11 protein-coding genes, 2 tRNA genes, 2 pseudogenes and 1 other annotated feature are annotated in these 13,243 nt (G+C 35.2%); of the genes and pseudogenes, 11 read left to right on the plus strand and 4 right to left on the minus strand.

Annotated elements, in window-relative coordinates; genetic code table 11:
• The coding region (locus tag JCM6256_RS00560; RefSeq protein ID WP_025079911.1) for an LTA synthase family protein at positions 1 to 2,169 on the minus strand (2,169 nt) is incomplete at its 3' end.
• A gap of 150 nt (positions 2,170 to 2,319) precedes the next feature.
• On the opposite strand from JCM6256_RS00560, the gene JCM6256_RS00565 reads away from it, so the two are divergent.
• The 3 genes and pseudogenes from JCM6256_RS00565 to JCM6256_RS09325 all read left to right on the plus strand — a co-directional run.
• Entirely contained in the window at positions 2,320 to 2,934 is a 615-nt protein-coding gene (locus JCM6256_RS00565) for a VanZ family protein (RefSeq protein ID WP_025079912.1), read from the plus strand.
• Positions 2,935 to 3,023: 89 nt separating this feature from the next.
• Positions 3,024 to 4,361 (plus strand): glucose-6-phosphate isomerase, encoded by a 1,338-nt coding sequence (locus tag JCM6256_RS00570; protein ID WP_025079913.1) that lies wholly within the window; start codon positions 3,024 to 3,026, stop codon positions 4,359 to 4,361.
• Between the two features lie 94 nt (positions 4,362 to 4,455).
• Positions 4,456 to 4,929: pseudogene (locus JCM6256_RS09325) on the plus strand (MFS transporter); the annotation flags it as partial.
• An 86-nt stretch (positions 4,930 to 5,015) separates the two neighbouring features.
• On the opposite strand, the pseudogene JCM6256_RS10450 reads toward JCM6256_RS09325, so the two are convergent.
• Positions 5,016 to 6,023: pseudogene (locus JCM6256_RS10450) on the minus strand (RNA-guided endonuclease TnpB family protein).
• 143 nt (positions 6,024 to 6,166) lie between these two features.
• Between JCM6256_RS10450 and JCM6256_RS09335 the strand changes: the two are divergent.
• Positions 6,167 to 7,027 carry an MFS transporter gene (locus JCM6256_RS09335; protein WP_051545862.1) on the plus strand — a complete coding sequence of 287 codons (861 nt, stop codon included), beginning with the start codon at positions 6,167 to 6,169 and terminating at the stop codon, positions 7,025 to 7,027.
• 94 nt (positions 7,028 to 7,121) lie between these two features.
• Here JCM6256_RS09335 and JCM6256_RS00595 read toward each other — a convergent pair whose 3' ends face one another.
• Positions 7,122 to 8,138, minus strand: a complete 1,017-nt coding sequence (locus JCM6256_RS00595) for a serine hydrolase domain-containing protein (protein ID WP_025079916.1) — start codon at positions 8,136 to 8,138, stop codon at positions 7,122 to 7,124.
• 83 nt (positions 8,139 to 8,221) lie between these two features.
• Here JCM6256_RS00595 and JCM6256_RS00600 point away from each other — a divergent pair.
• The 6 genes from JCM6256_RS00600 (at position 8,222) to JCM6256_RS10545 (ending at position 11,091) form a co-directional block, all read left to right on the plus strand.
• Positions 8,222 to 8,293 (plus strand) — tRNA-Glu (locus JCM6256_RS00600).
• 6 nt (positions 8,294 to 8,299) lie between these two features.
• Positions 8,300 to 8,372: transfer RNA gene (locus JCM6256_RS00605), tRNA-Gln, on the plus strand.
• Between the two features lie 469 nt (positions 8,373 to 8,841).
• Entirely contained in the window at positions 8,842 to 8,964 is a 123-nt protein-coding gene (locus tag JCM6256_RS10795) for a hypothetical protein (protein ID WP_269079374.1), read from the plus strand.
• 41 nt (positions 8,965 to 9,005) lie between these two features.
• Positions 9,006 to 10,118 (plus strand): 5-methyltetrahydropteroyltriglutamate--homocysteine S-methyltransferase, encoded by a 1,113-nt coding sequence (locus tag JCM6256_RS00615; protein WP_025079917.1) that lies wholly within the window; start codon positions 9,006 to 9,008, stop codon positions 10,116 to 10,118.
• A 38-nt stretch (positions 10,119 to 10,156) separates the two neighbouring features.
• Positions 10,157 to 10,633 carry an S-ribosylhomocysteine lyase gene (locus tag JCM6256_RS00620; protein WP_025079918.1) on the plus strand — a complete coding sequence of 159 codons (477 nt, stop codon included), beginning with the start codon at positions 10,157 to 10,159 and terminating at the stop codon, positions 10,631 to 10,633.
• 20 nt (positions 10,634 to 10,653) lie between these two features.
• Positions 10,654 to 10,890, plus strand: a binding site (T-box leader).
• Positions 10,891 to 10,941: 51 nt separating this feature from the next.
• Positions 10,942 to 11,091: a hypothetical protein gene (locus JCM6256_RS10545; protein ID WP_155833135.1), complete on the plus strand. Its 150-nt coding sequence runs from the start codon at positions 10,942 to 10,944 to the stop codon at positions 11,089 to 11,091.
• 28 nt (positions 11,092 to 11,119) lie between these two features.
• Here the strand turns inward: JCM6256_RS10545 and JCM6256_RS00630 are convergent, their stop codons facing one another.
• Positions 11,120 to 12,472, minus strand: coding sequence for a Mur ligase family protein (locus JCM6256_RS00630; protein ID WP_025079919.1), 1,353 nt, complete (start codon positions 12,470 to 12,472; stop codon positions 11,120 to 11,122).
• Between the two features lie 142 nt (positions 12,473 to 12,614).
• Here JCM6256_RS00630 and JCM6256_RS00635 point away from each other — a divergent pair, with 142 nt between their 5' ends.
• On the plus strand, positions 12,615 to 13,217 hold the full coding sequence (locus tag JCM6256_RS00635; protein ID WP_025079920.1) for a thymidine kinase: 603 nt from the start codon (positions 12,615 to 12,617) through the stop codon (positions 13,215 to 13,217).
• Positions 13,218 to 13,243 lie beyond the last annotated feature (26 nt).

The following is a 13,243-nucleotide window of genomic DNA, read 5'->3' on the forward strand; positions in this document are numbered from 1 at the left end:
TTTTTTTGCTTTATCAGATTTCTTTGTAGTTAATTTATTATCCAACACATTTTTAGGAACTTGGGTAATTTCAGTTCTACGATTCTTTAGTTGTGGAGCATCTGTTTGATACAAGGATGAAGTAGATTTATGTTTTTGACTGTAAAGAGAAGTAGATCTTTTACCAAGTTGCTGTTCTAATTGGATCATTTGCTGATAATTGGTTAGATAATCAAATTGGTTCGGATTAGTAGGAACAAAGCCTACTGGAGTATAGAAGCGAAGCAAGTTATGGTTATTTAATAAATCTGAATATTTAAGCGATTTTTTCGCTTTTTTGCTTAATTCAGCAATTTCTTTTTTCTCAATTGGCGTAAAATTGATTATTTGTTTACCATTTGCTCGATCATAAACTGTTCCTTTAATTCCTTTTCCGCCTACGATAATGTATTTATCACTTACAATAGTTCCGTTTCTAAAGACCAGCCATTTTTTGTAGTTAGGTGAAAATAAGTCATTACCAAATTCTACATAATCTTTAGTATCAATTCCTAAAAGATGAAGCAAGGTTGGTAAAACATCGATTTCACCGGCAACTTCATGGTTTATACCGCCTGTTAAATTCGATGAATGAATCATAAATGGTACACGTTGCATTTGAACATTATTATAGGTGTTCCAGGTATCAGAGCTTTCACCAATAATTGGAGCCAAAGTTTCGTTTTCTGAATTGCTTAATCCGTAGTGATCTCCATAAATTACGATCATTGTATTTTTATATAGACCTGCTTTTTTAAGATAAGTAAAGAATTCGCGTACGGCCTGATCTAAATAATGTGCCGTTTCGAAATAATTATTGATAGTTGTATCCCGAGTATTGGTAGTTTTGAAGTTGGGATCTAAATCTTCGGCATCCATCGAGAATGGAATATGGTTTGTAACTGTAATGAACTTAGCATAGAAAGGTTGTTGCATTTGTTCAAGATATTTTACGCTTTCTGAAAATAGAAGCTTATCTTTTAAACCGTAACCAATCTTATCTGTTCGAGCATTACTGAAGTAGTTTTGATCAAAGAAGTAATTATAGCCTAAATTTTTGTAAACGTCGTTTCGATTCCAAAAAGTACCCACATTACCATGGAAGACAGCGGAAGTGTAGCCATCTTGGCGTAAAATTTGTGGGGCTGCTTGGAAAGTATTTTCTGAACCTAATGAAGTAAACAATGAACCATCAGAAATTCCGTATGTTCCAGTTTCGAGCATGGTTTCTGCGTCACTGGTTCTACCTAAGCCAACTTGATGATAAAAATTATCAAAGCTTACAGTGTTTTTATTTTTATAAATAGAATTTAGAAATGGGGTAACTTCTTTTCCATTTACTTTTAGATTAATTAAAAATTGTTGGAAACTTTCAAGGTGAATGATAATAACATTTTTTCCTTTTTCTTTTCCAAACATAGCTGAATTAGGCGCAGAATAATTCTTTTGCGTATAATTTAGAATTTTATTTAAATCTGAAGCATTAGCATTTTTGGTAACTTGAACGCTCTGTGCACTTTTAATTCCGTCATATGCAGTGTATGTATCTAAACCTAAATATTTAACTACATAAGAACGATCAAAAGTGTTGCGAAGAAGGCGCGGTCTTGATGATTCTGCTAAGAACATGTTCAAGCCGAGCAAAAACATTCCAAAAGAGGTAATTGCAAAAGGCGTTGAAAGTCCATAAGATTTTTGGTCAATTTTTATCTTTTTTAAAATTAATAAAGCAATAATTATAATCAGGTCCAGCCAAATAAAAATATCAGTTGGATGAAGTAAGGAAACAGCACTTTTTCCAAGTCCCGGTGCTACTTTTCCTGTATTCATTATTGTTTTTATTGTTAAAAAATCTGAAAATTGGCGATAGTATAAAACATTTGCAAATAGTAAGACTGTGTTTAGAAAGTCCATCACCAGCATGCCAATATAAGATACGATAGGCTTAGGGAAATAAAAGCCTATACTTGTAAATAAAATTGCAGTTGGAAGAGGACTGAGCCACATAATTATGTGCTGGTAAGGGTCAGATAAGCCCAGGTTAAAATCACAATAAGCAACAAAAATGTATTTAATCCAAAAAAGCAATACCAGCAATGTTAAAAAGCCAGTGCGAGTTTGGATAAAATCAATGAGATTTCTCTTATTCAAAACGAAATCCTCCTTAATATAGATTAATTTTATATGTTCAAATGATTTTAGACAATGTTATAAGCAGAGTTAGTTTTTTCTTAATATTTTATTGAATAAAAAATGGGTATAATTTAATGGAAAGATATAATTAAAGGAATAAGTGCTAGCATGCTTTTTTTAGGACCCTTATATAAATTATTAGCAGATCATTTAGCAATGAGAATTAATCACTTTGCTTTGATCAAATTAACATTAATGGCAATTGATAAAACTATTTTATATTTTTTGATTTTTGCAATTTTAAGATTAATTTGGCTTTTAGCAGTTAGACATCGTCGCACGATTAAATCTGAAATGAGTGTGTGGCTGCTGGCTTTTTATATTATCTTAATTCTGATGCTTACTACTTTTAGAAATACGTATTTTCCGTGGCAATTAAATTTCAATTTTCATCGTCCATTGAGTGATGTTAATTTGGTATTTATGAAGGAAACTTGGAAATTGCTTTATGCTCAAAGCAGAGTGGATTTTATCTATAATTGCTTTGGAAATATTCTTTGTTTCTTGCCACTGGGGTTTTTATCACCAATTGTTTTTTCAAAAAAGCAGACTTTTTGGAGAATTATTATTGGCGGGATGCTTTTTTCTATGTTGATTGAAACTTTACAATTTTTATTAGGAACGGGCGTATCAGATATTGATGATGTATTTTTTAACACCATTGGTATGTTTATCGGATACTTATTGTATCAACTAAGTAAGCGGATAAAAAATAAATTTTAAATTTTGGAGTTGACACTGGTATTCAGCTGGTAAGATTGCTAAAATGGTTTTGTGAAATAAATAATTTTATTTAGTTAGGAAGCAGATTTATGAGTTTAATTAATTTTGATAGTAGTAAATTAACTCCATTTGTTCATGAAAATGAATTAAGTGAAATGCAAGCTATGGTAAATGCTGCAGATGCTGAACTTCGTGATGGCACTGGTGCAGGTAGCGATTTCCGTGGCTGGCTTGATTTGCCAGTTGATTACGACAAGGATGAATTTGCACGTATTAAAAAAGCTGCTAAGAAGATCCAAAGCGATTCAGAAGTTTTAGTATGTATTGGTATTGGTGGTTCTTACCTTGGCGCTCAAGCTGCAATTGAATTCTTGAACAGCAACTTCTACGGTAAGGAAAAGACTGATATGCCAACAGTTGTATTCTGTGGTAACTCACTTTCAGGTTCTTACCTTTACGACCTTATTGAATGGGTTGGCGACAAGGACTTCAGCATTAACGTAATTTCTAAGTCAGGTACTACTACTGAACCTTCAGTAGCATTCAGAATCTTTAAGGATAAGTTAGTAAAGAAGTATGGTAAGGAAGAAGCTGCTAAGAGAATTTACGCAACTACTGACCGTGCTAAGGGTGCTTTGAAGACTGAAGCTGACGCAGAAGGTTACGAAGAATTCGTAGTTCCAGATGATATTGGTGGTCGTTACAGTGTTCTTACTGCTGTAGGTTTACTTCCAATCGCAGCTGCTGGTGCTGATATTGATGCTTTGATGAAGGGTGCTGCAGATGCTCGTGCAGAATACACTGATACTGATGTAAGCAAGAACTCACCATATCAATATGCTGCACTTCGCAACATTCTTTACCGTAAGGGTTACACTACTGAAATTGTTGAAAACTACGAACCAAACCTTAGAATGTTTGGTGAATGGTGCAAGCAATTAATGGGTGAATCAGAAGGTAAGGACCAAAAGGGTATTTGGCCATCAAGCGCTAACTTTACTACTGATTTACACTCACTTGGTCAATACATCCAAGAAGGTTTACGTAACTTATTCGAAACTGTTATCCGTGTTGAAAACCCACGCCACGATGTTGAAATTCCAGGCGATGAAAAGAACTTGGATCAACTTAACTTCTTGGAAGGCAAGAGCTTGAACTACGTAAACGATCGTGCTTACGAAGGTGTTGTTTTAGCTCACACTGATGGTGGTGTTCCTGTAATGACTGTTAACATTCCAGATCAAACTGAACACACTTTGGGTTACATGATCTACTTCTTCGAATTAGCTATTGCTATTTCTGGTTACTTGAATGGTATTAACCCATTCAACCAACCAGGTGTTGAAGAATACAAGCGTAACATGTTTGGTCTTCTTAACAAGCCAGGTTACGAAGATTTACATGATGATTTAGCTAAACGTCTTTAATTCGCGTATGCTCAGTTATCAAAGAAAGAGTAGAAACTATTTTGGTTTCTACTCTTTTTGTTTGAAATAGATTGGAGTTCTTATGCAATAGAAAATCAAGAATATTTTAGCTGTTCTATCCACGGCCTTTATATCTTTTGTTGGGATTTTAACGGAAACAAGTTTGAATGTTTCTTTTCTAACAATAATGAAACAGTTAAATGTTGGTTTGGATATCCTTCAGTGGACTACAACAGGCTATTTATTAATGATAGCAATTATTATGATTTGTTCGTCGTATTTGAATGAACGATTTTCTGCTCGACAATTGTTTATTTGTGCTTGTTTGGGTTTTATGGTAGGTAGCTTGATAAGTGCTATAGCACCCACATTTTATATCTTATTAATTGGTCGTTTGATTTCAGCTTTAGGAGCTGGCTTAGCAACTCCATTGATGTTTAATTTGATTATTGAAATTTTACCTCGTAAAAAATGGGGATTGTATATGGGAATCGCGGGCCTGATAATTGCTATGGCACCTACATTGGGACCGGTTTTTGGTGGAGCAATTACTTATTATATGAACTACACCGGCACTAAAGTGCCGGGTTTCTGGGAACACCAAGTAGTGTTTAGGATCTTATATTGATTGCTCAAATACCTAACTCACAGAACTTAGCTCTTTACCATGGCCAGTCCCTGACCAGTTGGCTTTGCTTTATGCAGAATATTAACTGCCGCGTTAATATCCCGGTCATGCCTAGCTTGACACTTAGGACAAGTCCATTCACGAATTTCTAATGGCTTGGCGCCACTGTTATAGCCGCATTCTGAACAAATTCTGGAGGTGTTTTTGGGATCTACGGCAATTAGTATTTTACCGTACCATTTACATTTATATTCCAGCATTTGTCTGAACGTCCGCCATGAGGCATTGGCGATTGATTTGGCCAGGCAGTGATTGTGTTGAAGATTCTTGGTTTTCAAATCTTCAATAACAATTACATCATACTGCTTGACCAAATGAGTTGTTAGCTTATGAAGATAATTCTTACGCTGATTAGCCACTTTGGCTTGATATCTGGCTTTTAGCTTTTGGGCTTTTTGCCAGTTAGGCGATGCTTTTGAGGCTCAGACACTTCTGCCTGCAGAGACAGATAATATTTGCCCGTTGGTTCAAGCACAACCGTATAACGCTTGATTTTAGCACCTTCCAAAAACCCTGTTTTACTGGTTTTAATATAACCCAACTTAGGGATCTTCAGGTATCGCTTGCCAGCAACTTTTATGATAGACTTGCCAGTATAAGACTTCTTCAAATACTTGCGCGAATGAAAGCGCGGCTTGCCAATTTTGCCGCTTTTATCTTGAAAGAAGTTTTTTCAAGACTGGGTTAGAAACTCATTAACTAGCTGCAGACTTGAAGAATCGCTGTTTTTCAAAAAGGGATATTCTTTCTTAAGCGGCTTAAGCAGGTAATTCAGTTTAAACTTGCCTAAAAAAGGCAAATCCTTATTATTCTGATAGCGCTCATTCATCATAGCCAGCATCTGGTTCCAGACAAAACGATCATTGCCAAACATCTGCTCAAGCTGGTCTTGCTGGGTTTTGTTAGGATAGAGCCTTAACTTGATTCCCTTCAGCACATTTGTTCCTTCCTTCTCGTAATATTGTATCAAACATATGTTCAAGAAAGGATGGGAACAAGCAAAAAAACTAAAGAAAAAGCCGGATTCATCACGGGATTGAAATCCCGTGTTTTCTCCGGCATATAATCAATAAATTGGCGAGCAATCTTTTATACAGTAACTGTTTTTGCTCTTATTGTGTTTATTGCGGGTTTATTCGTAGTTGGAAAATATCATGATCAAAAGAAAAACGGTTTTGATTGGCTAAGTTTTATAGTTTTGGCTGGTGCTTTTACTTGCTTAATATTAGTCTTGAATCAAATAAGTCATGGTCTTAAAAATATTTATTTATGGGTATTTTTGATTTTATCAATCACGCTTTTATATATTTTTATTAAACTTTCCAAAAATTCAACAAAAAAGCTACTTAATTTAGCGGTTTTTAAGCAAAGGGCATTTGTCTATGGAGCAATAGCGTACTTTTTACTTCAATTTATTAATATTGGAACAAGCTTTGTCTTGCCAAATTATGTCCAAATTGTAGGTCATCAAACATCTTTGGTAGGTGGTCTAATACTCTTACCCGGTAGTATCATTGCAGGAGTACTAAATCCATTATTTGGCAATATATATGATCATGTAGGTGCTAAACTTCCATTATTTTTGGGTGGAACAACGTTAGCAATAAGTTGCGTATTATTTTGGCTATTTGGTTTACATTTAACTTCATTATTAATTGTTATAGTCTATGGTTTCTTAATGTTGGGGCATAGAATGGCATTTAGCAATACAATGGCTGAATCATTAAACTGTCAGCCTCAATCGTTAAGAGTAGACGCAACAGCTGTATGTCAAACTAGTCAGCAATTGGCTGGATCAGTTGGTACAACAATTATGGCTTCAATTATTGCTGTTTGGCAAAGTAAAGGTGGGGCTTCATATGCACAATTAACCGCTCAAGGTAGTCAAGCTGCATTTGGTTTTACGAGCTTATTAAGCATAATCATTCTTATTTCTTATTGGCGAATGTTTAAATTAGAAAATAAGAAAAATAATTAATTTAATACTAGTACATTTCACTAAAAATATACTATAATAAAAGTGAATGTTTGAAATAGGTGAGAAAAAAGACGACTGAACACCAGCCGTCTTTTTAATTTTGTTTTGAATTTTCTTCAATAAAGCTTTGAATAATTTTTTCACGTAAAGCCAAGAAGATTAGGTTATGTCCTGATGGATGTACGCGATTTGTAAGCATAATAAGCCCGCTTTGCTTTATTCGATCTAAGATAATCAAGGTTCCAGTGAATCCCGTATGAAGAATGATTGGATAATTATACTTTGGATCAAAACGTAAGTCCCAGCCCCATGAACGTGGTTTAACATTGCTTGGATTTTTGTTATCGAATAATAAACTAACGGTATTTTGACTATAAGGTAAAATATCTTTATCTAACCCTAAATAGCCTTTGCTAATTTTGATTAAATCATCTAAAGATGAAAATAATCCTGCGGAGCCACAATCACTTGTTAATTGTCGAGCTTTAGGGTCATGAGGCATGCCTTGTAAAACATCACCGTTAACAAGAGCGGTTGGAACGCACTCGCTAGGTTTGGGATAAAAGGTCGTATGCTTGAGCCCCATAGGTTCAATAACTTCTTTCATCGCTTCTTCTTGTACAGGCCTTCCTAAGATGGTTTTGACTACTAAACCTAGCAAGATGAAATTTGTGTCTGCATAGCGCATTTTAGTGTTAAATTCATCGGTAACTGGTAAGTGAATAATTGCATCAAGAAGTTCATCGTGTCCTAATTTGTCGCGATTAGGGATCCAGCCTCGAATACCGCTAGTATGAGTAAGCAAATGAAACAGCCGAATTCGTTCGTCCTTAAACTCAGGAATAAATTTATGGAGTGGCTCGGTAAAGTTTAACTTGCCTTGATCGTATAATTTTAACAAGACATTTTCTGTGGCAAGAACTTTAGTTAAACTGGCTAAATCATATTCTGCAAAGGGGCTAAGCTGAGTAATTTGAGGATAAATGCTAGCGAAGCCAACTGTTGATGTGAAAACTTGTTTTCCTTTAATAAATGCGTAATTAACTCCTGGCACTACACGAGAAGTAACCATAGATTCAATTAAATTTTGAGTAGCTAAATAATCAATCATAATATCATCCTTAATAAAATTCATTATAAAGAAAAGAACTTGACAAGACCAGAAGAAACAAGCATAATTATCACTGTTAAGTTTGCCCGTTGGTCAAATGGTTAAGACGCCACCCTCTCAAGGTGGAGTTACGAGTTCAATTCTCGTACGGGTGATTTTAGTGGGATATAGCCAAATTGGTAAGGCACAGGTTTCTGGTTCCTGGATGTTTGGGTTCGAGCCCCAATATCCCAATGATGAGAAAATGTCTTAATGCTGAAAGCTTCAAAAGCCCAGTATTAAGGCATTTTTATTTTGCCTAAATAAAAAATGAAAAATAAATTTGATTTTATTGCAAAAAAATATTGACAGCATCTTTTAATCGTAATAGTATAATTACAACAAAATTAAAGAAAGCTTAGAAGAGATGAGTAATCATTCAAGATTTCTTCAGAGAGTCGTGTTAGGTGAAAGACGATGTTATTAAGGATGATGAAGATGGTCTCGGAGCTGACTAAAGAGCAAGCCATTTGGTAAGCAATTTACGTTTAACGATCGTTACCTCGTTCGAGTATATCCCGTTGAAGGAGTACTTAGTAAGGACTTTGTTGTGAAGCAGAGTTGAATAAGGGTGGTAACACGTTTAATAGCGTCCCTAGAAAAGTAAATTATGCTTTTCTAGAGGCGCTTTTTTGTTTACCAATTGGAAAGGAGGATTAATCATATGGGAAGAATTGAAAATAAACATTTGGCAATTAGCAAGATCGACTTTAAGACGGCCTTCAAACGAATGTGCATCTTAGCATGGTTAGTCCTCATTATTATTGGACTGTTAATTGTTAAATAAAAAACGTAGTTTAAAATATTTTTGATTTTGGAGATAATAATATGAAAAATTTACATTATGATATCGTCGGTAGTTTTTTACGACCAGTTCAATTAAAAGAAGCTAGAAGAGATTTTGCTGCAGGCAAGCTCTCACTTTATGAGTTGCGTGAAGTAGAAAATCAATGTATTGCGGAATTAGTTAAGAAAGAAATTGACCAGGGATTAAAAGTAGTAACTGATGGGGAATTTAGAAGAAGCTACTGGCACCTTGATACATTTTGGGGCTTTGATGGCATCTCCCATACTACACAAAAACAAGGTTATCTGTTCCATGATGAAGAAACACGTAACGATTCAGCACAAGTAAACGGTAAAATTCGTTTTGCAGGTGATCATCCAGATTTGGAGGCCTTCAAGTTTTTACGCAACTTGACTAAAGATGCTGACGTGGTAGCAAGACAAAGTATTCCTGCGCCGGCCCAATTTTATGCTGAACTTGTCAGAGGACCTGAAAACGTGGCTGCAGTGAAGAAGTACTATCCAAATGAAGCCGATTTGTTTAAGGATGTTGAGCAAGCTTATCATGATTTGATTATTGCGCTTTACAAAGCAGGCTGTCGGGATCTTAAGATTGATGATTGTACTTGGGGTATGGTAGTTGACAATGATTTTTGGGCAACAATGGTTAAGCAAGGTTTCAATCGTGAAGATCTAGAACAAAAGTATCTTGAATTGAACAATAAAGCCTTGCAAGATTTACCTCAGGATTTGCGCCTCTCAACCCATATTTGTCGTGGTAATTATCACTCAACTTGGGCAGCCAAAGGTGGCTATGCTCCGGTAGCAGACTATGTTTTCGCTAAAGAAAATGTCGATACCTTTTACCTAGAGTTCGATGATGAACGTTCTGGTGGTTTTGAACCATTAGCCAAGGTTCCGGCTGATAAAGAAGTAGTCTTAGGCCTAGTTACTAGTAAGAGACCCGATTTAGAAAAAGCGGCTGACCTGGAGCAGAAAGTAAAAAAGGCAAGTGAATATCATGATTTAGATCACCTAGCTTTAAGTACTCAATGTGGATTTGCCTCAACCGAAGAAGGTAATCAATTAAGCGAAGACCAAGAATGGGCAAAAATCAAGTTGGTTGAATCAACCGCTAATAGTATTTGGAAATAGAATAGTTAAACATATTTTAAATAAAGGATAAATTCATTATGGGAAAAGTTGAAAGTTTTACATTAGATCATACTAAAGTTAAGGCACCTTACGTTCGGTTAATTACAGTTGAACAAGGCAAGAAGGGCGATCAAATTTCTAACTTTGACTTGCGTTTAGTTCAACCAAATGAAAATGCTATTCCAACTGGTGGATTGCACACAGTTGAACACTTATTAGCAAGTTTGCTTCGTGATCGCATTGATGGTTATATTGACTGTTCACCATTTGGGTGTCGTACAGGCTTTCACCTTTTAGTTTGGGGAACGCCAAGTACAACAGAAGTTGCTAAGGCACTGAAGTCTAGTTTAGAAGAAATTAGAGATAATATTGAATGGAAAGATGTACCCGGAACTACTATAAAGACTTGTGGTAATTATCGTGATCATTCACTCTTTTCTGCTAAGGAATGGTGCAAGAAGATTTTAAATGAAGGCGTTTCAGATGACCCATTCAATAGAAATGTCGTTGAATAAAAAAGATAATAAGTTAATATTTTACGATCTTGAACAGCAGAGTAACTAAAGAGGATGTTGTACAGAGAGCTGACGTTGGGTGAAAGTCAGTCAACAGAGACTTAGTGAATATGGGCTGGAAATGGTCATAATTAGTGAGAGTTAGCTAATTACAAATTGGCAAGCGTTATCAATGCCGGCTATGTTAGTAGTTAGTGAGGTTTATTGCGTGAGCAATAGATAAAAAAGGGTGGTAACACGCAAGAAGCGTCCCTGGAAGTATAAATTTTACTTCTAGGGACGCTTTTTTATGGAAAGGATAGTTGAAGATGGCAAGTATCAAACTAAAACATATTGAAGTTGATTTTCCTAAACATAAGATTAAGGCAGTTAATGATGTATCGTTAACGATCAAGCAGAAATTTGCCGGAACGAAAGTTGAAGTAAAAAGATCGGTTTCATATTTAAATGAAGACTAAAAAAGATCTGGATTTTTCCAGATCTTTTTTACATACCTGCCTTAATAATTTTCTTTTCAGCCATTGCCTTACGTAAAGCGAGCATTGCTGTATAAGTTGAAAGAATGTAAACTTTTTTAGTTGGCAGTTTCTTAATTTCTTCAATTAAACTATCATCATCAGGATTTGTAAGCATACTGCCAGGTTCAAAACCAGCAATTTCTAATCTAAAGCCCATATCGTGCCATCTTTGACCGCCGACAAGGGTCTTTTTAATTTTATCTCTGTTTAATCCTTCAAAGTCAGCATCCCAAATCCAAGAAGTATCAATACCATCGGCATGGTTGGCATTAAGCAAAGTTACTAAAGAATAATCATCTTTTTCAGTATTTAACATATGTAAAACTTCGTCTAAACCAACAGGATTTTTAACTAAAATCAAATCAATCTCTTTGTCGGCATATTTGATCATTTCTTGACGACCAAAGATACGCTTATTTTCAGCAAAGGCCTGAGCGACTTCCTCATCACTTAAGCCATATTCTCTGGCAACTGAATAAGCAGTTAATGCATTATAAATATTGTAAGTACCACCAATATTGATTGAGTAATCTTTTTTACCCATCTTAAATTTAAGGCCATTTGGTGTTTGATCAATAATTTCGTTTACAGTGTACTTCAATTCAGGTCTGTGATAACCACAATTAGGGCAGAAGAAGTCCCCTAAGTTTGCATAGATTCTTTCGTGATAGTGTAAAATGTGATCACATTTAGGACAAAGAACGCCATCCGTGTTAACAGGAGCTTTGAAGTCATTTTCTACCTTATCATTTGGCAATTTGAAACCATAAAATACTTTTTCGTTAGGTAATTCAACGGATGAAAAAATGCTTGCATCACCATTAGCGATAATTTTAGCATCAGGAGCCAATTTTATTCCGTTAACAATCTTTTCATAGGTTGTGTAAATTTCACCGTAGCGATCCATTTGGTCACGGAAAATGTTAGTTAAAACAAAAGTCTTAGGATGAAGAAGCTGGGTAACCATTTTTACATTGGCTTCATCAACTTCCAAAACAGCAATTTTTCTTGTGCTGTGCTTATGCTTGTGAGCAAGAAATGCGGTAACAATACCTTGTTGCATGTTAGAACCAGATGGATTAGTTAAAACGTCACCATACTTTTTTCTTAATGCTTCAACAATTAAGGCTGTTGTCATTGTCTTACCGTTAGTACCAGTAACAATGATTGTTTCGTATCCCTTAGCTAATGAATTCAACACTTCTGGATCAATCTTCATTGCAAGTTTGCCAGGAAAGCTTGTGCCACCTTTTAAAACATTATGCAAGAACCAATATGAAGATTTACCAGCAATTTTTGCTATGCCTGATTTTAGATTCATGTATAATCCCTCACTCTTAAAACTAATTTTTACTATAGCATATCGATGGATTTAAAACGAGGTTTTTACGTTTCTTTCAATGCATAAATTTGATTTTTAATCTATACTATATAATCGGATATTTGAATAAAGGGGAGTCGCAATGGCGCAGTTATTTTTCAGATATGGTGCAATGAGTAGTGGAAAGACTATTGAAATCCTTAAAGTGGCTCATAATTATGAAGCTCAAGGACGAAAAATTGCATTAATGACTAGTGGACTTGATAATCGAAGCGGAGTAGGAACAGTTGCTTCAAGAATTGGCTTGCATCGAAAAGCCATTCCAGTTGATGATCAGATGAATCTTTTTGATTATGTTGAAAAAAATAGTCAAAAAGATGTGGCTGATGGCGCTGGCAAGATTGCTTGTGTTTTAATTGATGAAGCACAGTTTTTAAGAAAGCATCATGTTTTAGAATGCGCTAAAATTGTTGATGAGTTGAATATTCCGGTCATGGCCTTCGGCTTAAAAAATGATTTTCAAAATCATTTATTTGAAGGCAGCGAGAATTTATTGATCTATGCTGATAAAATTGAAGAGATGAAAACAATTTGTCATTATTGTGGTCATAAAGCAACTATGAATTTGAGAATTAATAATGGACGTCCTGTTTATGAAGGCGAGCAAGTCCAAATTGGCGGAGACGAAAGTTATTACCCCGTTTGTCGTTTTCACTATTTCCATCCTGATAAGAATAGAAAATAGTTTTTAATAAAAAAGGAGTTATTTTT

This window comes from Lactobacillus hamsteri DSM 5661 = JCM 6256, assembly GCF_000615445.1.
GTDB classification, from domain to species: Bacteria; Bacillota; Bacilli; order Lactobacillales; family Lactobacillaceae; genus Lactobacillus; species Lactobacillus hamsteri.